At 69.9% G+C, this 21,387-nt stretch carries 21 protein-coding genes; 11 read left to right on the top strand and 10 right to left on the bottom strand.

Annotated elements, in window-relative coordinates:
- Together ACFXPL_RS08015 and ACFXPL_RS08010 are read left to right on the top strand one after the other, a co-directional pair.
- Positions 1 to 1,038 carry a small ribosomal subunit Rsm22 family protein gene (locus ACFXPL_RS08015; protein WP_384914296.1) on the top strand — a complete coding sequence of 346 codons (1,038 nt, stop codon included), beginning with the start codon at positions 1 to 3 and terminating at the stop codon, positions 1,036 to 1,038.
- A gap of 97 nt (positions 1,039 to 1,135) precedes the next feature.
- On the top strand, positions 1,136 to 1,891 hold the full coding sequence (locus ACFXPL_RS08010) for an IclR family transcriptional regulator (protein WP_384914293.1): 756 nt from the start codon (positions 1,136 to 1,138) through the stop codon (positions 1,889 to 1,891).
- 84 nt (positions 1,892 to 1,975) lie between these two features.
- Here ACFXPL_RS08010 and ACFXPL_RS08005 read toward each other — a convergent pair whose 3' ends face one another.
- Positions 1,976 to 2,932, bottom strand: coding sequence for a triacylglycerol lipase (locus ACFXPL_RS08005; protein WP_384914289.1), 957 nt, complete (start codon positions 2,930 to 2,932; stop codon positions 1,976 to 1,978).
- A 504-nt stretch (positions 2,933 to 3,436) separates the two neighbouring features.
- Between ACFXPL_RS08005 and ACFXPL_RS08000 the strand changes: the two genes are divergently transcribed.
- The 5 genes from ACFXPL_RS08000 (at position 3,437) to ACFXPL_RS07980 (ending at position 7,977) form a co-directional block, all read left to right on the top strand.
- Positions 3,437 to 3,772 carry a hypothetical protein gene (locus ACFXPL_RS08000; protein WP_384914286.1) on the top strand — a complete coding sequence of 112 codons (336 nt, stop codon included), beginning with the start codon at positions 3,437 to 3,439 and terminating at the stop codon, positions 3,770 to 3,772.
- A 152-nt stretch (positions 3,773 to 3,924) separates the two neighbouring features.
- Entirely contained in the window at positions 3,925 to 4,080 is a 156-nt protein-coding gene (locus ACFXPL_RS07995; protein WP_384914283.1) for a hypothetical protein, read from the top strand.
- Between the two features lie 410 nt (positions 4,081 to 4,490).
- The gene (locus tag ACFXPL_RS07990) at positions 4,491 to 6,854 is read left to right on the top strand and encodes a glycoside hydrolase domain-containing protein (RefSeq protein ID WP_384914281.1); all 2,364 of its coding nucleotides are present in this window, start codon (positions 4,491 to 4,493) and stop codon (positions 6,852 to 6,854) included.
- The gene (locus tag ACFXPL_RS07985; RefSeq protein WP_384914278.1) at positions 6,854 to 7,276 is read left to right on the top strand and encodes a hypothetical protein; all 423 of its coding nucleotides are present in this window, start codon (positions 6,854 to 6,856) and stop codon (positions 7,274 to 7,276) included. Before ACFXPL_RS07990 ends, ACFXPL_RS07985 begins: the two co-directional genes overlap by 1 nt.
- A 128-nt stretch (positions 7,277 to 7,404) precedes the next feature.
- A complete protein-coding gene (locus tag ACFXPL_RS07980) occupies positions 7,405 to 7,977 on the top strand; it encodes a hypothetical protein (protein ID WP_384914275.1) in 573 nt (190 codons plus the stop codon).
- Between the two features lie 424 nt (positions 7,978 to 8,401).
- Here the strand turns inward: ACFXPL_RS07980 and ddaH are convergent, their stop codons facing one another.
- Positions 8,402 to 9,283, bottom strand: coding sequence for a dimethylargininase (ddaH, locus tag ACFXPL_RS07975; protein ID WP_384914606.1), 882 nt, complete (start codon positions 9,281 to 9,283; stop codon positions 8,402 to 8,404).
- Between the two features lie 162 nt (positions 9,284 to 9,445).
- Between ddaH and ACFXPL_RS07970 the strand changes: the two genes are divergently transcribed.
- Positions 9,446 to 10,069 (top strand): TetR/AcrR family transcriptional regulator, encoded by a 624-nt coding sequence (locus tag ACFXPL_RS07970; RefSeq protein ID WP_384914272.1) that lies wholly within the window; start codon positions 9,446 to 9,448, stop codon positions 10,067 to 10,069.
- Positions 10,070 to 10,331: 262 nt separating this feature from the next.
- Positions 10,332 to 11,084, top strand: coding sequence for a bifunctional DNA primase/polymerase (locus ACFXPL_RS07965; protein ID WP_384914269.1), 753 nt, complete (start codon positions 10,332 to 10,334; stop codon positions 11,082 to 11,084).
- Positions 11,085 to 11,348: 264 nt separating this feature from the next.
- Here ACFXPL_RS07965 and ACFXPL_RS07960 read toward each other — a convergent pair whose 3' ends face one another.
- Positions 11,349 to 12,221: an SDR family oxidoreductase gene (locus ACFXPL_RS07960; protein ID WP_384914267.1), complete on the bottom strand. Its 873-nt coding sequence runs from the start codon at positions 12,219 to 12,221 to the stop codon at positions 11,349 to 11,351.
- Between the two features lie 51 nt (positions 12,222 to 12,272).
- Here ACFXPL_RS07960 and ACFXPL_RS07955 point away from each other — a divergent pair, with 51 nt between their 5' ends.
- Together ACFXPL_RS07955 and ACFXPL_RS07950 are read left to right on the top strand one after the other, a co-directional pair.
- The gene (locus tag ACFXPL_RS07955; protein ID WP_384914264.1) at positions 12,273 to 12,947 is read left to right on the top strand and encodes a TetR/AcrR family transcriptional regulator; all 675 of its coding nucleotides are present in this window, start codon (positions 12,273 to 12,275) and stop codon (positions 12,945 to 12,947) included.
- An 86-nt stretch (positions 12,948 to 13,033) separates the two neighbouring features.
- Complete coding sequence (locus ACFXPL_RS07950; protein WP_384914260.1) at positions 13,034 to 13,360, top strand: hypothetical protein; 327 nt, start codon at positions 13,034 to 13,036, stop codon at positions 13,358 to 13,360.
- Between the two features lie 83 nt (positions 13,361 to 13,443).
- Here ACFXPL_RS07950 and ACFXPL_RS07945 read toward each other — a convergent pair whose 3' ends face one another.
- The 7 genes from ACFXPL_RS07945 to ACFXPL_RS07915 all read right to left on the bottom strand — a co-directional run bounded on the left by ACFXPL_RS07945 (position 13,444) and on the right by ACFXPL_RS07915 (position 21,247).
- On the bottom strand, positions 13,444 to 14,364 hold the full coding sequence (locus tag ACFXPL_RS07945; protein ID WP_384914256.1) for a hypothetical protein: 921 nt from the start codon (positions 14,362 to 14,364) through the stop codon (positions 13,444 to 13,446).
- A complete protein-coding gene (gene efeU / locus ACFXPL_RS07940; RefSeq protein ID WP_384914253.1) occupies positions 14,315 to 15,343 on the bottom strand; it encodes an iron uptake transporter permease EfeU in 1,029 nt (342 codons plus the stop codon). The genes ACFXPL_RS07945 and efeU overlap by 50 nt, the downstream gene beginning before the upstream one ends.
- Positions 15,344 to 15,372: 29 nt before the next feature.
- Entirely contained in the window at positions 15,373 to 16,659 is a 1,287-nt protein-coding gene (efeB, locus tag ACFXPL_RS07935) for an iron uptake transporter deferrochelatase/peroxidase subunit (RefSeq protein WP_384914250.1), read from the bottom strand.
- 13 nt (positions 16,660 to 16,672) lie between these two features.
- Positions 16,673 to 17,866 carry an iron uptake system protein EfeO gene (gene efeO, locus ACFXPL_RS07930; protein ID WP_384914247.1) on the bottom strand — a complete coding sequence of 398 codons (1,194 nt, stop codon included), beginning with the start codon at positions 17,864 to 17,866 and terminating at the stop codon, positions 16,673 to 16,675.
- A gap of 280 nt (positions 17,867 to 18,146) precedes the next feature.
- Positions 18,147 to 18,995, bottom strand: coding sequence for a heme ABC transporter ATP-binding protein (locus ACFXPL_RS07925; protein WP_384914244.1), 849 nt, complete (start codon positions 18,993 to 18,995; stop codon positions 18,147 to 18,149).
- A gap of 54 nt (positions 18,996 to 19,049) precedes the next feature.
- Positions 19,050 to 20,162, bottom strand: coding sequence for a FecCD family ABC transporter permease (locus ACFXPL_RS07920; protein ID WP_384914603.1), 1,113 nt, complete (start codon positions 20,160 to 20,162; stop codon positions 19,050 to 19,052).
- Between the two features lie 32 nt (positions 20,163 to 20,194).
- On the bottom strand, positions 20,195 to 21,247 hold the full coding sequence (locus tag ACFXPL_RS07915; protein WP_384914242.1) for a hemin ABC transporter substrate-binding protein: 1,053 nt from the start codon (positions 21,245 to 21,247) through the stop codon (positions 20,195 to 20,197).
- Positions 21,248 to 21,387: the final 140 nt, after the last annotated feature.

Below are 21,387 nucleotides of genomic sequence, written 5' to 3'. Positions count from 1 at the left end.
GTGAACGCCACGCTCTCCACCGCGGAAACCCTGCGCGCCCAGCTCGGCCGCCTGCTCGACGGGCTGCCGCCCAAACAGGCCACGCAGGCCGTCGACCGGCTGATCGCCAACTACCGCGGCACCACCCCGACGGACGCGCCCGTACTCCGGGACCGCTCCGACGTCGCCGCGTACGCCGCGTACCGGATGCCCGCCACCTTCGAAGCCGTACGGTCCGCGCTGGATGCCCTGGCGGACGCGGCGCCCGGCTGGACGCCGGGCAGCCATCTCGACGTGGGCGGCGGTACGGGGGCGGCGGTGTGGGCGGCGGACGCGGTCTGGGGCGACGGCACGGACGCGCCGCGCGCCACCACGGTCCTGGACTGGGCCGAACCGGCGCTCGCCCTCGGCCGTGAACTGGCCCAGTCCTCGGGCCTCCCCGCGCTGCGCGCCGCCGAATGGCGCGGGGGCCGGATCGAGGAGGCCCTGAAGCTGGCCGGGAGCGATCTGGTGACGGTCTCGTACGTCCTGAAGGAACTGACCGCGCCGGACCGCACGGCGCTCGTCGTGGAGGCCGCACGGGCCGCCCAGGCCGTGGTGATCGTGGAACCGGGCACCCCGGACGGCTACCTGCGCGTCATCGAGGCCCGCGACCTCCTGATCGGCGCGGGCTTCCACATCGCGGCCCCCTGCCCCCACGACCGCCCCTGCCCGATCACCCCGGGCACGGACTGGTGCCACTTCTCGGCGCGGGTCAGCAGATCGTCCCTGCACCGCCAGGTGAAGGGCGGCTCACTCCCGTACGAGGACGAGAAGTTCAGCTACGTCGCGGCGGTCCGCTTCACCCCGGACCCGGCCCCGGCGCGCGTGACCCGCAGGCCGCAGATCCGCAAGGGCCAGGTACTCCTGGAACTGTGCACGGCGGACGACGCCCTCCGCCGCGAAACCGTCACCAAGCGCCACGGCGCCCTCTACCGAGCGGCGAGGGACACGGACTGGGGCGACCCCTGGCCGCCGCCGGCCTCGGGCGACGCGGACGACGCGGGTATCTATCCGTAAACGACGGTTTCTTATCTGCCTTCGAGGGGTGGTCCCGTCCCCACGCGTACGTGAACCTCTTGTTACATACATGCCAATTCGGCGGAGGTTGCCCGCGATGAGGAGTGGATCAGCCGAGAACGGGCCCGTCCGCCGTTCGGTGACCGGCCGGGTTCTCAGTGTGCTCGACGCGTTCGCCGGGGAACGCCGCCAACTCACCCTCTCGGACATCAGCCGGCGGACCGGGATGCCGCTGGCCACCACGCACCGGCTGGTCGGCGAACTGCTCTCCTGGGGCGCGCTCGAACGGAACCGGAACGGCCGCTACGAGATCGGCCTGCACCTGTGGGCGGTCGCGGGGCTCGCCCCGCGACGGCTGGAACTGCGCGAGGTGGCGATGCCGTTCCTCAGAGAACTGCACCACAGGACCGGGCGGCAGCAGGTGCGGCTGGCGGTGCTGGACGGCACGGAGGTCGTACTCGTCGAGCGGATCCCCGCCCGGGACAGCCCCCCGTTCGAACCGGCCGGCGGCCGGAGCCCCGCCCACGCCACCGGCGACGGCCTGGTCCTCCTCGCCTACGCGGGGGCGGCCGTACAGGAGCACTATCTGGCCCGCCACGCCCCGGCCGCCGGCCTGCGCCCGCTGCTCTCCGAGGTGCACCGGACGGGCTTCGCCACGAGCGACCGGCGGCCGGGGCCGGGGCACACCGCGTCGGTGGCCGCCCCCGTACGGGACGCGTCGGGCGAGGTCGTGGCCGCCGTGTCGGTCGTCCTGCGGACATCGGAGGCCGGACGGAGCAGCTTCGCGCCCGCGGTCGTGGCGATGGCCCGGACCATCTCCCTGGCGCTGTTCCGGCGGCAGGACGGCGCGTGAGCCGAGGCGCCGGCAGCCGACGCACCGCAGCGCTCCCGCGGTTCACCGCGGGAGCGCACCGAAGGCTGGACCGGACGGATCCGATCAGAACGGACAGGAGTCCTGCCAGCGGGTGACCAGGGCGGGGTTGTTCTTGTCGGCTTCCCGTGGGGCGCCGCACAGGAACGGGCTGAACCGGGTGTCGCCGTACAGCCAGCGGCTGAAGAACGACACGATCAGCTTGCCCTGCTTGGCCTTGTTGCCGTAGCCGGTCATCGGGCAGAGATGGTCGCCGGGCACCTCCACGAAGAGCTTCTCGGCCCGGGACATGGAGTTGTACCAGGGCAGGGCGTACGTGTTGCCGTGCGCGACGGGGTCACTCGCGCACGTGAGGAAGAAGGTCGGGTCGGTGACCCCGGAGAAGTTCCCGTTCGGGAAGTACGGCGCCGTGGGCACCCCCGCCGTGAACCGGGCGTCGTCCCGCAGGGCCACCATCACCCCACCGCCGCCCATCGAGTGACCGGCCGCGCCGAGCGTGCCGTTGACCTTCTGGTGAACGGGGTTGCCGACGGTGGCGCTGAACGAGAGGAGCTGGGTTCCGGCGGCGCTGATCTGCCGGCCGCGCGACGTGGGGTCGTCGCCGAGCGTGAGGGTGCCGACGTTGATGACGACGAAGCCCCAGGAGGCGAGGCGCGGCGCGAGCCACTGGAGATTCTGCTGCGTGCCCTGATAGCCCGGCATCAGCACGATACCGGGGTACGAGCCACTGGCTGTCGGGTAGGTGATCGTGCCGGATCCGTACCCGCTCGGATTGGGCACGGTGTAGGCGGCGGTGGCCAGCGGCCCGTTCGTGGCCTCCAGGGACGCGGTCGTCGGATCGGGGACCGCTCGGACGGAAGCGCCCCCGGCGGTGACGGCGGACGAGGTGGTCGCCGCGGTCGAGGCGGAGGCGGTCAACAGGGCGGCGGCGACGGTGGTGACCAGCGCGATCAGCACGGACAGGGCACGGGACCGGGTCCGTAACGGCGAGGTCGTGCCGGACCGACGGCGGATGGGACGCATCGATGGACCTCCAGGACGGAGTGCGGGTGCGCGCCGCCGGAAAACGCGGCGCGACCGCACCGTAAATACGGCCGGAGCCGCCTGGAAGCGGGACTTCTGCTGAGTGGAAGGGAAGCGGGGCGGGCGGCGACCCCACGTCGCGCGGCCGGCGGCCTCAGGCCCGCAGCTTTCGCGTACCGCGCTTCGCGCCGCGATACCTGGCCGTCGCCCGGTCCCTGACCGCACCTGGTCCCCGGGCGGCGAAGACGACGAAGTCGTTCCGGGCGGCGGGGGCGAGGAGAAGCACCGGTCCGGCGGGGCCTTGCTGTCCCGGACAGGGACGACGCCGGAGAGGCGTGCTGCTACCGGCTGAGCCGGGCCGGCGACGACGTCTTGTTCACCCTCGCCTCCCGAGCCGAGCGAGCCATATTCTCGACCGGGATGTGCAGCTTTCGCGGCGGTGTGGGCCGATGGCCGCTCCAGGCCGGGCAGATGACCTGCCCAGGGCAGTTCCACGTGGCCGGCGTGCGCGAGCAGATCCGGCAGCCGGGCGGCGATCCGCCGGAAGTCCGCCAGGTCGTGCGCGCCCGACACGGCCAGGCAGGGAGCCCGAATCGCCGCCACGTCGATCTCGGCCTCCGTCGGCTCGAACTCCTCGGCGGCGGCCAATTGCACCTCGAAGGCGTGCCGTTGCATCCGGCGTACCGCCTCGCGGGCCGTCTCGTCGGCCTCCGGACCGAGCCAGGTCTCGACCAGCGCTTCCTCGCCCCTGCCGAGCGCTTTCAGTTCGGCGGAGGGCTCATGTCCGGGAAGGGCGGAGCAGATCAGCGCGAGAGCGCCGGCCGTCTCCGGCCACTCTGAGAACGCTCAATTACTCCCTGGTGCAGGCCGCGTTGCCCTCCTCGGCCCACGGCCGGACGGTAATCATGAAGATCGCACACCTGCCGCATGTGCGTTCGATGCGATACTCTCTGTGCACCGAGACTGCCTAGCTGTCACTTCGGGGGGACGCTGTGAAGATTCTTGTGCGTTTTGTGGGCATACGTGCCGCCCTGCTCGCCGCGTCGATGCCTGCATCCGCTGCGTCGGCGGCCGATCTGACCGAGGCGAAGGGCCACGCGTCGATCGAGACCATGCAAGTTGAGGGCGTCAAGGTCGACAACGCCTGACGCCGAGCCTGAACCGTCTCCGGTCATCAGCTACTTGGGGAAGACGAAGGTCGTCACACTCGGCGACACGGAGATACGGGCCACTCGTAACGCGCTCGGCATCAATGTCGCCCGCAACACCACCAACACCACTGGCTCGAATCGCGATATCGGAGTCTTGCGAAGGTAGGGCTGCCGTGACGGTGGCTGTCCTCGTGCGCCCGTCAGGGATTGCGGGACAGCCTTTTATTCGGACAGCTTTCTGTGCGCGGATCTGCTTTTATCAGTGGTCACCATTGTCCAGCGAGTCCGACCAGGCTTTGTGCGATATGGAACAGATTCTTTCACCGTCGCCTGCCGAGCCGCTCACCATGCCGACCATGGTGACGAGCGAACATATTTTCACTCAAAGTTAGGGGAGGTGGGTTCTCGTGGCTGATGCGAAGGTCCTGGAGGGTCAGAAGTGGGTCAATGCCACCTATGCCGGAGTTTCGGGATACGTAAAATGCCCAGAAGACGGTCAGACCGGCTGGTCGACCATGAACTCGTTCATCATGGGCCTACAGCACGAGCTGGGAATTAGCCCTGTCGTTGCCTCCTTCGGAGCGACGACGATGAGCAAGCTTGAGGCGCTCAAGGGCATCTCGGATGGAGAAAATCAGAATAGGAACATTGTCTACATTGTTCGCTACGGCCTGTTCTGTAAGGGCTATTGGGGTGAAGCGGGCAACACGTTCAACGCCGACGCCCTTGAGGCGATGAAGAAGAACATGGGTATATGGCAAGAGGGGCAGGAGGCTTGGAACCGCTTGGTACAAGCCAAGGTGTTCAAGGCCCTGCTCACCATGGACGCCTACGTTGTGGTCGCTGGCGGAACTGACAAGATCCGCGGAATTCAGCAATGGCTGAACGGCCTGTACTGGGAAAAGTCTGCCTACTCAATTGGCCCGTGCGATGGCCTGTATTCGCGAGATGTGCAGAAGTCCTTGGTGATTGCCCTCCAGTACGAGATGGGCATCGCGTCACCGAATGGAAACTTCGGGCCCGGAACCCAGGCCGCCTTGAAAAACCACACGCTCGCCGAAGGCGCCACCGGCATCATGGTGCGACTGTTCACCGCCGCGTGCGTATTCAATGAACCGGTGCCGGTCGGGGAGTATTCGGAGCGCACCGCCTTCACCTCCACTTTCGACGCGGCCATCACCAGGTACGTGAAGCTGTTCCAGGAATTTTCCTACCTACCAGGTTCCGGCAAGGGTGACTACGACACTTGGTGTCAGCTGCTCGTATCCATGGGAAATCCCGACCGTAAGGTGTTCGGCTCCGATACTCGGTTCGTCATCAATGCCGACCGTGCCACGTGGCTCAAGAGCAACGACTACCAGATCGTCGGCCGGTACCTGTACAGTCCGGATCCCGATTTCGAGAAGGAGATCAAGCCCGGCGAGCTCAAAGTTATCCTCGACGCCGGCCTGAAATTCTTCCCGATTATGCAGGTCCACGGTCGGGACGTGACCGAGTACAAGTACACCACCGGTTTCCAGCACGCTTTGATAGCGCATGAGAAGGCGACGACGTTCGGTATCCCACGTGGGTCGGTCATCTACTTCGCGGTGGACTACGATGCCACTCAGGACCAGATGGACCCCTACATCGTGAAGTACTTCAACGGCGTGGTCGCCGGCCTTGCGGATCGTGGCAAGAAGTACGTCCATGGCGTGTACGGGTCGAGGAACGTGTGCATCAACGTCACCAACAAAACCTACGCGCGGTACTCATTCGTCTCAGGTATGTCCTGGGGGTTCTCCGGGAACCTCGGCTTCCCTCTCCCGGCGAACTGGTCGCTGAACCAGATCAAGGAGATCTCCGACATCGAAATCGGCGGCGCGGGCGGGAAAATCGACCTGGACAACACCGTGTGGCGACTGCGCAACGACGGCGGGGACCCCGGCGTGTCTTCCCTGGCCACCGTTGCCTCCCCTGCGGCCGACTTCATATCCTATATTGACCAACTGTATGCCACCGCGCAGGACTACAAGGCCTCCAACTCCACCAGCCGCAGTGCATCCCAATTGGTGATGGAGTTCGTCCGCCACGAAGAGTACGGCGGTTTGAACTGGGGCATTCTGATCGGGAATTACGACAAGGACTGGGTTGCCTATGCCGAAAGTAAGGGCCGCACGGTAAAGAAGGATTTCGTCGACCCCAGCTCGGGCTACGAGATGGGCCCCGAGCACTTGCTGGCCACCGCCAACGGCCACCTACTTTTCCCCCAACCCACGAATGCCAAGTCCGTGAACAGTGGGGACATCGCCGGGTGGGCCGGCGACCTCATGACCTTCTACGCCAACTGGCGCAACGACGAGCAGCAGTACGCATCCGGCAAGGCGTACTGCGATGCAAAGCTCGCCAAGCCGGGTGTGTCCTCTTCTTTCTCCTTCAAAGACCTGCTCGAAGACGCTGACGGCTACCTGATTGCCCGCGCCTGCGCCGCCGGGACTCCGATCAACCAGTTCGTGCGGGAGCACTACGGCAATGGCGGTGGCCACCTCACCCGGTTCACGCAGTATTTCAACAAGCGGTTTTTCACCGCAGCAGATTGCAGGGACCAGGCGTACAACGCTCTGACGATGGAGAACGAAACGTTCAATCTGGCGCGCACCGCGCTGATCCTGGCAACGGGGGCGCAGTCTCCGACAGTGATGGCGAACCTGCCTGGCGGGTTTGATAAACTCCAGAGCTTCTGCCAGGGGTTTGTCGACGCGATCGTAGCAAGGGTTGGTGCCGAGTCCTAATGTTCCTCCTCGTCTTCGCAGCTCTCGGCCTGGCCATTCTGGCGGGGCTGCTGATGCTGCGTCGCAGGGTTAGATCCCGGCACGAGCAGCCTATTGCGCTCGTCGGTGCCGCAGTGATCGCCGGCGGCTTCGCGGTCATGGTATGGGGGTTCGGCGTCTTCGCAGGAGGGCTGGACGTTCGGGAAACCTGCGAGCTCACCCATCACACCACCTACGACCAGGCATGGCGTGACCGCACGGGAGCGGACGGCACGTCCTACTTCCCGTTGGCCAACGCATGCAACGAGCACATCAGTCTCGTGCCCGCATGGGTGAACCCCACGATCGTCGTTCTCGCTGTCTTCGCATTCGGTGCTCTTGCCCTTGCTCTGTTCCGGATCGCCTATGCGATTTTCCACAGAAAGGAGCTGGTCTCCTCATGAGCGGTACAACCAGCCGTAGACGTTTGCTCGGAGCAGGCGCAGCTACCGCTGCCGGCCTCGCTCTCGCCACCACCGGGAGCCCCGCACAGGCGTCGGCCCGGTCGAAGCCACTGCCGAAGGCCGAGCAGGTGAAGCTGCCGGACGGCGAGGAATGGATCGGACGTAAGTCCGCAAATGGCTGGGCCATTCTGGCCGAGGCCACCAAGTACCAGGTGCAGGGCGCACCGAAGCTCACCGTCAGGCTCGCGGAGGGCCCGGCTGCGACCGTGCTGCTGTACGTAGTCCGCCGCTATGCCTACGAGATCGACATGCTCCGGCCCGAGGAGCTGGCAGGGCACGCCACGGACCGTACAGTGGGGGCGGCTTTCGAATCGAATTACCTGTCGGGGACAGCTGTGGCGATTCAGCCAATGCTCTACCCGCTGGGCGGCACGGCCGCCAACGGCATGAGTGAGCTTGCGGTGACAGTGGTGGAGGACATTCTTGCCGACGTGGGCGAAGTCGTAGCGTGGGGCGGAGAGCTGGACCCACTCAAACAGTCCCACTTCCATATAGCCACCTCCCCAGGCGATCGGCGCCTTGAAGCGCTGGCTGACCGCGTCGGTGATTGGAACACCCGCCCCGGAAAGGGCGCGGGCTGCATCGACGCTTTCACCCACTCCCGGATCTCTCGTTCTCGAGCGGCAAAGAACGCACGTTGAACACTGCTTGTGCTGTGACCGAATAGGTTCGACGGGTTGGTGGCCGTGGCGGGCGGATGTGGGGTGATGTCCGATCCGACCGCTGCGGACCATCGATCGTGGTGAGCGTGAGCTCAAGGTCGTCGACTCGTGGGCGTCTTCGGTGTCGCCCTTACGTTGCCCTGGCAGCCGCGGGAGACGTGGTGAACGGTGCGGCCAGGGATATGAAAAGCCGTTGGCCGTGACTGAGCGTTTTCAGAGTCGCCGCAGATGGGGGTGACGGTAGCGAGGCCGCAACGCACGAGGCACCCGTGCCGTCGAGTGAGATGTTCGAAGTCTCAACTCATCAGCACAGGTGCCTCGTTGGTTCCCTGTCCCGCCGCACTCGACCTTCCTCATGCGCTGGTCGAGTGGGTCACCGTGCGTGCCGCTTTCGCGACACGCTTCAGCCCCGTGCCACGGCCTCCACGGCTCTCGCGGGTCTGCGCAGTTCCTGCGTGCAGCACTTCACGCTGCCGCCGCCCTTCAGCAGCTCGCCGAGGTCCATCCCGATCGGCTCGAACCCCCGCTCCCGCAGCGGCTCGAAGAGTCCCGTGGCGGCCTGCGGCAGCAGGACGTGGAGGCCGTCGCTCACCGCGTTCAGGCCGAGCCTGGCCGCGTCGGGGCCGTCCGCGATCAGGGCGCCGGGAAAGAGCTGTTCGAGGACGGAGCGGCTGCCGGGGGAGAACGCGTCCGGGTAGTACATGATCTCGTCGGCCGCGTCGTCCAGTACGCAGAGCGCCGTGTCCAGGTGGTAGAAGCGCGGGTCGACCAGGTCCAGGCCGATCACCGGCCGGCCGAAGAACTCCTGGGCCTCGCCGTGGGAGAGCGGGCTCGACCGGAAGCCGCGTCCTGCCAGCAGGTACGAGGCGGTGACGGCGAAGTCGCCCTCGCCCTCGTTGATGTGCACGGGCTCGCTGATGTCCGGGTAGCCGTGGCTCCGGAACCAGTCCAGGTGCGCCTCCGCCTCCCCGTACCGCTCCTCGTGCGCGAAACGCGCCCCCAGGACCCGGCCGTCGACGACCGTGGCACCGTTCGCCGCGTACACCATGTCGGGCAGGTCCGGCTCCGCGTCGAGTACGGAGACGGTGTGGCCGAGCGCCCGGTAGCGGTCGCGCAGGTCCTCCCACTGGACGAGCGCGAGGGCTTGGTCCACGGGCTTGGTCGGGTCCATCCAGGGGTTGATCGAGTAGGTCACCCGGAAGTGCTCCGGCGGACACATGAGGTAGCTGCGGGGCGAGGCGTCACGAGGCAACGGAGGCTCCTCACGAGCGGCGGTGCGCACGATGTGTGCGTGAGAGTCATGGTCCGCCGCGCACGGCCTCCGCGCTGTGCACCGTTCGGGTGGTTCTTCGCGCACGTCAGGCGCCCGGGCGAGACGGTACGTACCGGGTTACGCCACTCCTCCGGGTGGCCGTCGCCACCCGGACCGGTTGCTAGATTGGCCGCCATGGCTGAGAGCAAGGCACCCGACTCCTCGCGCCGCAGTGAGCGGTCGCGCCGCGCCATCTACGACGCCGCTCTCGCCCTGGTCACGGAGGTCGGCTACGCGCGGACGACCATCGAGGGCATCGCGGCCCGCGCCGGGGTCGGCAAGCAGACGATCTACCGCTGGTGGCCCTCCAAGGCCGCCGTACTGCTGGAAGCGTTCCTGGATCTCAGCGACCAGGCGGCGCGCGAGGCGGGCGGCGACGGGACGGGGTACGAGATCCCCGACACCGGCGATCTGGAGACCGACCTCAAGCTGGTGCTGCGCGCGACGGTCGACGAGATGAACAACCCCGTCTACGACCTGCCGTCCCGGGCGCTCGCCGCCGAGGGGGTCATCGACGCCGAGCTGGGCGCCGAGTTCGCGCGCAAACTGCTCGAACCACAGCTCAAGCTGTACACGCGGCGCCTGGCCGCGGGGCAGGACGCCGGTGCCGTACGGCGCGACCTCGACCTGCGGATCGCGCTGGAGCTGCTGGTCGGGCCGGTCGCCCACCGCTGGCTGCTGCGGACACTGCCGCTGACGCACGCGTACGCGGACACGGTCGTCGAGTACGCGCTCCACGGGCTGGCCCCCCGGACCTGAACCGTCGAGCCCAGTGGCCCCGGTGCCCCGGGGGCGCGTGGGGGCGCGTGGAGGCATGTGGGGCGGGTGTGGTGAAGACCACCGCCCCGTGAACGGCCCAGGAACCGCCGATCGCCCCCTCGTATCGCCACATAAGCCGCGATTCCCTCCCTTGCGAGGGATGAGCCCTCCTGCCCCGGTGAGGGAGCGCGGCCACCCGAGGCGCAGGATGGTGCGACCATGGAAAGAGTCCGCAGGGACGAGCATGAGGGTGAGGGGATAGATGGGCGACGATTTCGGCCGCTACCGCGGCACGGAGAGCAGGATTCCCCAGTGGCTGCGCAGGCGACCCAAGAAGAGCGCCGGCGATTCCGCGCTTGAGGGAGACATGGCGGGCCGTGAGGCGCTGCTGCTCGCCGTGGCCGAAGCGGGAATGCCCGTCTCGCCCGCCGCCCACCCCATCGGCTACCGATGTTCGTGCGACCGCATCGGCTGTCCCACCCCGGCCAGACACCCCATCTCCTTCGCCTGGCAGACCCAGTCCACGACCGACCGGGCCCAGATCGAACGGTGGGCGCGCAACCAGCCCGAGGCGAACTTCATCACCGCGACGGGCATGATCCACGACGTTCTCGACGTCCCTCTCGAAGCGGGCAGCCGTGCCCTGGAACGCCTGCTGGAGCAGGGCATCGACGTCGGCCCCGTCGCCGATTCCGGTGGCGACCGGATGCTCTTCTTCACCGCGACGCGAGGCACCCCGGAGGACGAGGACGAGTGGTGGCCCTGCGAACTGGACTGCCACCCCGAGACGATGGACGAGCACCCCGGGCTGCGCTGGCACTGCCGGGGCAGCTACGTCCTCGTACCCCCGGCGCGGCTCCCCGGTGAACTGGCCGTCGGCTGGCTCCGCGGCCCCGAACACCCGCTCCCCGATCCGCTGACCCTCCTGGAGACGCTGACCGACGCGTGCGCGCGGTACGCGGGCGAGAACGGCGAACTGGACCCGCACGCGGTGGCCTGGCCCCTGGGTCGCTAGGCTCTGTCTGACAAGTAGCGCCGTCCGCACGTAGGGCGGGGCGCGCGGCGTCCGGTGCACTGCACTCGCTCCGCTCGCTCCGTCTCGGCGCACTGAATCCTCCCTTGGATGCCGAGCGCGATCGCAAGGCGGAGGATCGGCACCCTCGACGGCCCGGACGTACGCGGACGACTCCGGCAACGCGGCGAGCGTGCGTGGCAGGCGTCGCGGGCCAGGCGGGATTTGCCAGACAGAGCCCAGGCGTGTTTCGGGAGTACCGGTGGGTCAGGCCGCGGCTGCCTTCGGGTAGTGGCGGCGCAGGTTGGCGGCGAGGACGCGGTCGAGCGTGCGGTCGGACATCACCCGGCCCAGGCGGATGATCAGGGCGGCGTCCCGGCCCGCGGTGTAGCGGGTGCGCGGTTTGCGGGCCGTCACGGCCTTCGCGATGACCCGGGCGGCGGCGTCGGCGGTCAGGCCCGAGGCGGTGCCCGAGGCCATCAACCTGTTGTTCGCCCGGACCAGGCTGCCGTAGCGCTCGTCCTGCTCCGGGGTCATCCGGGCGGCCAGGTCGTTCGCCGTCGCGATCCCGCGGGCGGCGATCTCGGTGCGGACGCCGCCGGGCTCGACCACGACCACCTGGACGCCCAGCGGTGCGACCTCGCGGCGGAGCGAGTCGCTGACCGCCTCCAGGGCGAACTTCGCGCCGGCGTACGCGCCGTACGTGGCCATGGCGAACTTGCCGCCGATCGAACTGATGTTGATCACACGGCCCTTGCTGCGCAGCAGCGCGGGCAGGAGCGCCTGCGTGACGGCGATGTGACCGAACAGGTTGACTTCGAACACCCGCCGCCACTCCGCCATCGGCAGGGCCTCGACCGGGGCGTTCACCTGGACACCGGCGTTGTTGACGAGCGCGTGCAGGGGGCGCGCGTCGTCGGCGACCCTCGCTGCGAGGGCCTCCACGTGCTCGGACTCGGTGATGTCGAGGATGACCGGCTCGACGCCGGTCGACCGGATGGCGTCGGCGTCACGGTCGCGTCGCACGCCGGCCAGGACGTGGAATCCCCGGCGAGCCAGTTCGCGGGCGGCTGACGCGCCCATGCCCGTGGAGGCTCCGGTTACGACGATCAGCTTCTGGGTTTCAGATGACGTTGTCACCTTCGCTACGCTAGCAGCCCGGATGACACTGTCAACCGTATGATGGGTGTCATGGTCACCCGTGCGGAGTCCGCCGCCCTCACTCGCCGCGCCCTGCTCGACGCGGCCGCCCAGCTCCTCGACCTCGGCGGCCCCGAAGCCGTCACCCTGCGCGAAGTCGGCGCACGGGCAGGCGTGAGCCGGGGGGCGCCGTACCGGCACTTCACGGGCAAGGACAGCCTGCTGACCGCCGTCGTGACCGAGAGCTGGCAACGGATCGGCGACCAGGTGCACGCCCTGCGGGCCGACCCCGCCCTGTCGGCCTCCACCAAGCTGCGTGGCGCTCTCCACGCCCTCATTGGTGTCGGCCGGGATCAACCGCACCTGTACCAGCTGCTGTTCAGGCGCTCCGGACACCGCCCCGAGGAACTCGGTGAAGGACTCGACCGCGTCCGGCGCCAGCTCTGCGGACCGGCGGACGACCCGGCCGTGGACCGCATGCGCGCGGCCGGACGCTTCCAGGGCGAGTTCCTGGCCATCGTCACCGGCCTCGCCGGGGAGCGGAACGCGCGGCACTACGCCGCCCTGGTGCTCACCAGCACCCACGGCATCGCGGAAATGGAGCTCAGCGGCCACTTGGGCGCGGACGGGTTGCACGCCACCGCCGACGAGCTCATCGACACCCTCGTCGGCGTGGTCGCCGACGCCGGTGTCGGCGACCACGCCGACACCGGCGAGGCGGCGTAGCGACGTCCTTCCCCGCCCCGTCGTCCCGGACTCGATCGGCGGGTTCGCCTTTCTGCGGCAACCCGTTCCACGCGATCCTGGCCGAGGTGGAGAACGTCGTCCGGGACGGCATCGCGCGCGGAGGGTTCCGGGATGTCCGCGACGTGCGCCTCGCGGTGGAGTCGCTGTCCGGTGTCATGTGTGCGGGCGCCGAACACATCGGCCGGGATCCGGCCGCCTTCGAGGCCGCGGTCCGCTCGGCGCGGAAGATCGTCCTGGCGTCTCCGGCCCGCCGCCCGGGCCAGTACCCGCCGGCCGGTCTCCGGCCCGCACGGCCCGCCGCCGGCGAGCGAACTTCCGGGGGCGGGCTCGGGACGCGGTGGATCGCCCGCGACGCGTGCGCCGTGTCCGCGATGACCGCATCGGGCCCGTAACGCGCACGTCCGCCCCGCACCACCACGCGCCCCGCGCCACCGCGGCCACGTCACCACAGGCCGCGCCACCACGCGCCCCGCGCCTACGAGCCCTTCGCCGCTATGACGCCCTGGAGCCGTCCCGCCACCGTCACCTTCGGGTCGCCCGCGCCGGCCGGCGGGACCAGGACGGCCTGGCTGGAGATCCACTCCTTCGTGAGCGTGCTCGTCACCTCGCCCGTCGTCAGCGCCTTCACATCCGCGTTCACCTGCGGCTTGACACCCTTCGCGCCCGTCAGCCGCTCGAAGTAGCGCGTGGCGAAGAAGACCAGCGCGCCGCCGTCCTCCGTCGCGAGCCCCAGCGGATCGAAGTCGCCGCTGCTGGCCGCCTGATCGATGTACTGCGTCGTCAGGCCCGGCAGCCGCTCCCGCTTCCTGCGGGTCTCCCGCCACTCGCTGGTGTGGGGTCCGTCAGCGAAGTGGTCCGGTTCGCCGTCCTCCAGGTACGAGGCGTACTCCGCGCTCAGATCCTTCGGCGCCACCGCCAGCCCCTTGCTGCCCGGCTCCACCGCCTCGCCCCAGCCCTCGCCGTCCGTCCTGAACTCCGGGACCGCGTCCGCCGCGAGGATCGTCAGATACGGGACCTCCCACTTCTGGCCGGGCCCGCCGCGCAGGAAGACCAGCACCCAGCGGGTGTCCTGCGCGCCGCCGTCGTCCTGGTCCCGGTTGCTGTCGGTGTCCGCCACGAACCAGCGCGGCCAGCCGGCCTTCTTCGGGATGGTGAACTTCGCGTCCCCCAGCTCCAGCGCCTGGTGCGCGGGGTTCCCGTTCGGGGACGTGATGGAACGCGCCTTCAGGCCGGCCTGGTTGATCGCGCCGAGCGCGCCGGTCACCCGGTCCGCGTCGAGCGCGGGATCGTACGCCTTGTCGGCCGCGTTGTACGCGTCGGTGAAATCCTTCAGGGCGCGCTCGGCCTCACTCCGGTCCGCCGACGGCAGGACCGCCAGCTCCCCGTGCACCGTCACGCACCCGCTCGCCGTCAGTGACAGCACCGTCACCGCCGCGAGGGCCGCCACCGCCCGGCGCGTGGCCCGGCCCGCCGTGCGTCCCGCCGTCCGGCCCGTTCCCCGCATCGGCCTTCCCCGCCTGCTCATCGGCCGCCTCTGCTCCTTGACGCCTACCAAGACCCGTACGAACGGATCGCCACCCTACCGGGGCCAGGAACAGCGCGAGCGTCGGGACCAGATACAGGAACCAGACGGTGACCTGGAGCACCGTCGGGTCCGGCTGGAAGTTGAGGACGCCCTTGAGGAGCGTGCCGTACCAACTGTCCGGCGGGATCGTCGCACTGATGTCGAACGCCTTCTCCGACAGCCCGCCCAGGAAGCGCGCCTCCTGGAGATCGTGGACCCCGTACGCGAGCACACCCGCCGCCACGACCACCAGCATTCCGCCGGTCCACGTGAAGAACCGGGCCAGATCGATCCGCAGCGCGCCCCGGTAGAAGAGCCACCCCAAGAGGACCGCGGTGGCGATCCCGAGCAGCACCCCGATCAGCGGCGCGTGCGTACCGTCCGACGAGGCGCGCACCGACGCCCACACGAACAGCGCCGTCTCCAGCCCCTCCCGGCCCACCGCGAGGAACGCCGTCGCGACCAGCGCGCCCGTTCCCATCCGCAGCGCCGCGTCCAGCTTCCCGTGCAGCTCGGTCTTGAGATGCCGCGCCGTACGCCGCATCCAGAAGACCATCCAGGTCACCAGACCCACCGCGAGGATCGACAGCGAGCCGCCCAGCGCCTCCTGCGCCTCGAACGTCAGCTCCTGCGAGCCGAATTCGAGCCCGAAGCCGAAGCCCAGCGCGAGGATCACGGCGACGCCGATACCGGTCCAGATGGGCCGCAGCGCGTCGCGCCGCCCCGTCTTCACCAGATACGCGATGAGGACGCAGACGACGAGGCTCGCCTCCAGCCCCTCACGCAGGCCGATCAGATAGTTTCCGAACACGTCGGAACTCCTTTGCGAAGATGCGCAGTTCAGGTGAGCAGTGCCCGGCCCCACCAGTCGTCCTCGTCCCGGACGCCCGGCGGGATCGCGAAGACCGCTGAACCCACGTGCTGGATGTACTCGTTGAGCGCGTCGGAGCGCGCCAGTGACCGCTGTACGGGGATGAACGCGTCCCGCACGTCCCGCTGGTACGCCAGGAAGAACAGCCCCGCGTCGAGCCGGCCGAGCCCGTCCGTACCGTCCGTGAAGGAGTAGCCGCGGCGCAGCATCCGTACCCCGTGGTGCGCGTCCGGATGGGCCAGCCGTACGTGGGAGGCCGGCAGCATCGCCGCGAGGTTGGGCTTGTCGTGCTCGCGCGCTTTGCCGACCGCCGCGCCCTCGCCCTTGTCCCGGCCGAAGACGTCCTCCTGCTCCTGGAGCGGCGTACGGTCCCAGCTCTCGATCCGCATCGAGATGCGGCGGGCCACGAGGTACGAGCCGCCCGCGAGCCAGCCGGGCGCCTCCTTCGCGCCCACCCACACGTAGCGGTCCAGGGCGTCGGTCTCGGTGACGGCGATGTTGCTGGTGCCGTCCTTGAAGCCGAACAGGTTGCGCGGGGTCTGCGCGCCGGGCGTCGTCGACGACGTCTTGCCGAAGCCGAGCTGCGACCAGCGCACCGCGACCTTCCCGAAGCCGATCCTGGCCAGATTGCGGATCGCGTGCACCGCGACCTGCGGGTCGTCCGCGCACGCCTGGACGCAGAGGTCGCCGCCGCCGCGCGCCGGGTCGAGGTTGTCGCCGGGGAACCGTGGCAGGTCGACCAGTGCGTCGGGCCGGCGCGCCGCCAGCCCGAACCGGTCCTTCCGCTCCGTGCCGTGCTGGAAGAGCCCGGGGCCGAAGCCCACGGTCAGGGTGAGCCGGGAGGGCCTGAGCCCCAGCGCCTCGCCCGTGTCGTCCGGCGGCGCCTCGGCGAGACCGCCGTACGCGCCCTCGCCGACCGCGTGCCCCGCCGTCATCCGCTCGGCGGCCCGCGTCCAGTCCTTGAGCAGCTGGACCAGTTCCGCGCGGTCGTCGGTCGTCACGTCGAACGCGGCGAAGTGCAGCCGGTCCTGGACGGGTGTGGCGATGCCCGCCTGGTGCGCGCCGCGGAAGGCCACGGCCGCGCCGGTGCCGGCGGCGGGCTCGGCCGCGGCCCCGTCCCGGACCGCCGCCACGGCGCCCCCGGCCGCGGCGGCCCCGAGCGCGAGCCCGGCACCGCCCCAGCCGAGCAGGGCGCGCCGGGAGGGGGCGGGCGCGGCCCCGTTCTTCGCTTCGTTCGTCTCGTCGACGCCGGACATCGTGGGCGGTCTCCTACTTGACCACGGCGGCGGCGAGCTTCGACAGCGGCTCGGCCAGTGCGTTGACGCCGTCGGACAGTTCCTTGCGCTCGGCCTCGCCGACCTTGTCGTACGACGTGAACGCGTACGAGTCCGCCGAGCCGGTGGAGTCCTTCGTGCCCGACGTGCCCGACGTGCCCGCCGGGTCCGTGCCGTCCCGGTACGTGTCCAGCAGCGTGTTGAGTGCGGCGAACCGCTTGTCCAGCTCGGTCACCAGCGCCGGATCGTTCTTGGCGGCCACCGGCTTCAGCAGCTCGTACGAGTGTTCCGCGCCCTCGACATTGGCCTGGAAGTCCACCAGGTCGGTGTGGCTGTACCGCTCCTCCTCGCCGGTGACCTTGCCGGAGGCGACCTCGTCGAGGAGCTCCTTCGCGCCGTTGGCCATGGACGTCGGGGTGATCTCGGCGCGGCCCACGCGCTTCTGCCAGTCCAGCAGGTCCTTGTCGAGGGCGTCGGCGAGGGCCTTCGCGTCCGGACCGAGCTTCTTGTCCTGCCAGAGTTCCTTCTCCAGCCGGTGCCAGCCCGTCCACTTCTGGCCCGGCTCCAGGCCGTCGGCGCGCACGTCCACCTTCGGGTCGATGTCGCCGAAGGACTCGGCGACTGGCTCCGTACGCTCCCAGCCGATCCTCGACGGCGCGTACGCCTTCTTCGCGGCCTCCAGGTCCCCGGCGCGCACGGCGTCGGTGAAGACCTTCACCTTCGGCAGCGTCGCGTCGGCCTGTGCCTGGACGTACGTGCGGTACGCGGCGACCGCGGCGTCCATCTCCGGGCTGCGCCTGGCGGCGGTCCCGCCGGTCACGGTGACCTTCTGCCGGATGCCGTCGCCCTTCATGCCGGGCTTGCAGGCGATCTCGTACGCACCGGCCTTCACCTCGGCGGTGATCTTCGCCTTCGTGCCGGGGCCGATGTTCTCGCGCTCGGTGACGATCCGGTCGTCGGGGAAGAGGAGGTAGACCTCGGTGACCTTGGATCCCTTGTTCTCGACGGCCAGTTCGAGATGGCCGGCCGGGAACTCCTTCGCGGAGACCTCGCAGGCGTCGTCCTTCGCGGTGACCTGGACGGCGCCCGTGCCGCCCTTGGACTCGCTTTTCTCGGCGCACCCCGTGACGGCGGTCAAGGCCACCACCGCGGCGGTGGCGGTGACGACGGAGAGACGGGCAGGTCGCATACGAGGCTCCACGAGGGGCGGGAAACGGATGGGATCCGAACGAGGCAACGGACAACGGAACAAACGGAAGGCAAGGCGGCAATGCCGACATCGCAGGAGAATGTGGCGGGCTCAACTTAACTTAGGCTTACCTGAGTGGTACCCCTGCGTCCAGTGATTCAGCTCTCACTCCCGCCCCGGAGTGACCCCCGGACACAGGCAGGTCACAGCCGCCCCTCGGCCGCCCCACGGCAGGGCAAAGCCGGGGTCAAGAAGGGCGGGTGGTGAGCGGACGGGCGTGTCAGCCGGGACGCTTGGGCACGATCAGCGGGACGCCGGTACGGGGGTGCGGCAGCACCTCCACGGGCTGGCGGTAGACCCGGCTCAGCAACGCGTCGCGGAAGACCTCGGCGGGCGGCCCCTCGGCCGCGATCCGCCCGTCGTGCAGCACGGCCGTACGGTCCGCGTGGGCCGCGGCCAGCCCCAGATCGTGCAGGACGACCACGACGGCGTCGCCCGCCGCCGCGCGCTCCCGGCAGAGCCGCAGGACGAGTTCCTGGTGGCGCAGGTCGAGCGCGGCCGTCGGCTCGTCGAGCAGGAGCAGCGGCGCCCGCTGGGCGAGGACCCGCGCGAGCGCCACCCGGGCGCGCTCGCCGCCGGAGAGCGCGGAGAAGGGGCGGGCGGCGAAGCCGGCGACCTCGGTGGCCGCCATCGCCGCGGCGACCGCCTCGTCGTCCTCGTCCTCCCGTACGGTCCCGGCCCACGGCGCCCGGCCCATCCGTACGACATCGGCCACCGGGAAGGGGAACGAGACCGTCGCGGCCTGCGGCAGTACGGAGCGGCGCAGGGCCAGTTCGGCCGGGGCCCACTCCCGCACGGGGCGACCGTCGATCCGTACGGTGCCCCGGTCGGCCGGCAGATCGGCGGCGAGCGCGGCGAGCAGGGTGGACTTCCCGGCCCCGTTGGGCCCGACGAGGGCGACGACCTCGCCGGCCCGTGCGACCAGCTCGATCCCGGACAGCACCTCGCGCCGCCCGAGCCGGAGATGGAGCCCGGACACTTCGGCGACCGGGGAGCCGGGGGCGACGGGGGAGGGCAGGGCGCGCCCCCGCGCGGCGAACAGCCTCCCGACCGTTGTGCGCAGGCTCATGCCCCACCACCTTGCGTGCGCAGGCTCATGCCCCACCACCCTGTTCGCGCGGACTCATGCCCAACCACCCTGCCTACGACGGGTCCTGCGCAGCAGCCAGAAGAAGAACGGGCTGCCGAAGAGCGCGGTCAGCACCCCCAGCGGAAGTTCGGCGGGCGCCGCCACCGTACGGGCCGCCAGGTCGCCCGCCACCAGGATCAGCGCGCCGCCGAGCGCGCTGCCCGGAACCAGGAAGCGGTGGCCGGGCCCGTTCGCCATCCGCAGCAGATGCGGGACCAGCAGCCCCACGAACGTGATGATCCCGGCCACCGCGACCGCCGCCGCGGTCAGCAGCGCGACGACCAGCACCAGCAGGATCCGCAGCCTCTCGACGTCCACACCCAGGTGACGCGCGGGCCGTTCACCGAGCGACAGCAGGTCCAGCTTCCGCGCCGAGAACGGCGCGATCGCCAGCCCGGCCAGCGCGCACGGCAGCACCGCGAGCACCTTCGGCCAGGTCGCCTGGGCCAGCGAACCGAGCTGCCAGAAGGTGATCTGGGTGATCTGCGCGTTGTCCGCGAAGAAGATGAACAGCCCGATCAGCGCGCCCGCGAACGCGTTGACCGCGATGCCGGTGAGGATGAGCGTGACCACCTCCGTACGGCCGCCCGAGCGGGACAGCGCGTACACCAGCAGGACCGTCGCCAGCCCCGCGACGAACGCGCAGACCGTCACCGTCCAGTTGCCGAAGAAGCTCAGCCCCAGCGCGATCGAGGCGACCGCGCCGACCGCCGCGCCCGACGAGATCCCGATGACGCCCGGCTCGGCGAGCGGGTTGCCGAACACGCCCTGCATCAGCGCGCCCGCGCAGCCGAGCGAGGCGCCGACGAGCAGCGCGAGGACGACACGGGGGAGCCGTACGTTCCACAGGACGCTCTCCCCGACCCGGTCGAGCGGCACGCCGCCGAGCCCCACCCGGTGCTGGAGGGAGGCGAGGACGTCCCCGAGGGGGATGTCGTACGCGCCGGTCCCGGCGGAGAGCAGGCAGAGGACGACGAGCGCGCCGGCGAGCCCGGCGGTGAGGAGGACGGTGGCGCCGGGGCGCCACCGCGTACCGGGGGCGCCGGTGCCGGTCGGCGGTGGACCCGAGGCCTCCCGGGCCTTCGGGACCCGCGCGGCAGGACTGATCGTCCCGTCCCGTCCCGTCACTTCTCGTCCCGTCACTTCTCGTCCGGGTAGAGCTGCTCGACGATGGACGCCAGCACCTCGTCCGTCCGCGGGCCGTAGTTCAGCAGCACCCCGTCCTCGACGGAGACGACCCTGCGGTCCATGCCCGCGGGTGTCTCCGCGACACCCGGGATCTTCACCAGGCCGTCGAGCCCGTCCACCGACGCGAGCCCCTTCGTCATCACCAGGATCGCGTCGGGCGCGGCCTTCACCAGGGCCTCGCTGGTGATCGGGGTGAAGTCCTTCGTGAGCCCCGACTCCTTGCCCGCGTCGACCGCGCCGGCCGCCTCCAGCAGCGAACCCGCCCCGGAGGCGGCGCCGCCGAGCAGATGGACGGAGGCCGAACCGCGCAGATAGAGGAAGGCGACGCGCGGCTTCCGCTCGCCCTCGTGCGCCGGAATGTCCTTCTGTACGGCGGCGATCCGCTGCTCCGTACGCTCCTTCAGCTCCGTTCCGGCCGCCGTGACGCCGAGCGCCCCCGCCACCGCGTCGATCCGCTTGCCGACGTCGGCGAGACTCTTGGCCGGCTCGACGACGAGGAGCGGGATGCCCGCCGCCCGGATCTGCCCGATGGCCTCGGCGGGGCCCGTGGTGGTGTCGGCGAGGACGAGGGTCGGCTTGAGGGAGAGCACGCCCTCCGCCGAGACGTCATGGGCGCGCGTCACCACGGGCAGCTTCGCGGCCTGTTCGAACGTGGCGGTGATGTCGCGGGCCACGACCCGCTCGCCGAGGCCGAGTGTGAAGACGATCTCGCTCAGCGATCCGGTCAGCGGCACGATCCGGTCGGTGGAGGTGACGGTGACCTTGCCGCCGTCCGCCGAGTCGACGGTGACGGGCAGCCGGGGCTTCGGGGCCGGTGCCAGAGGCTCCAGCCGGTCGGCGGCCCCGGCGGCCCGCGCGGCGCGCTGTTCCGTACCGCCCGTACCACCGGTACCTCCCGTACCACCCGTAACGCCGGTACCTCCCGTACCGCCGCCGCAGCCCGTGGCGGCCAGGGCGAGGGCGAGCACGGAGACGAGCGCACCCGCCAGGCGTGATCTGCGCACGGAGCGCACCGTCCTTCTTCGGGGATTCCGTGTCCGGACGCCGGAACTCCAGACGTCCGGACGCGGATTCGGATTCCGGTTTCGAGGCTTCTGTGGCGGAAGGGTTCCGACACAGGCTGGAAGTAGCTTAGGTTAGCCTT

The organism is Streptomyces sp. NPDC059092 (assembly GCF_042756365.1).
Taxonomy (GTDB): Bacteria; Actinomycetota; Actinomycetes; order Streptomycetales; family Streptomycetaceae; genus Streptomyces.
The sequence above is the reverse complement of the archived record's forward strand: the minus strand, read 5'-3'. Positions and strand labels throughout refer to the sequence as shown.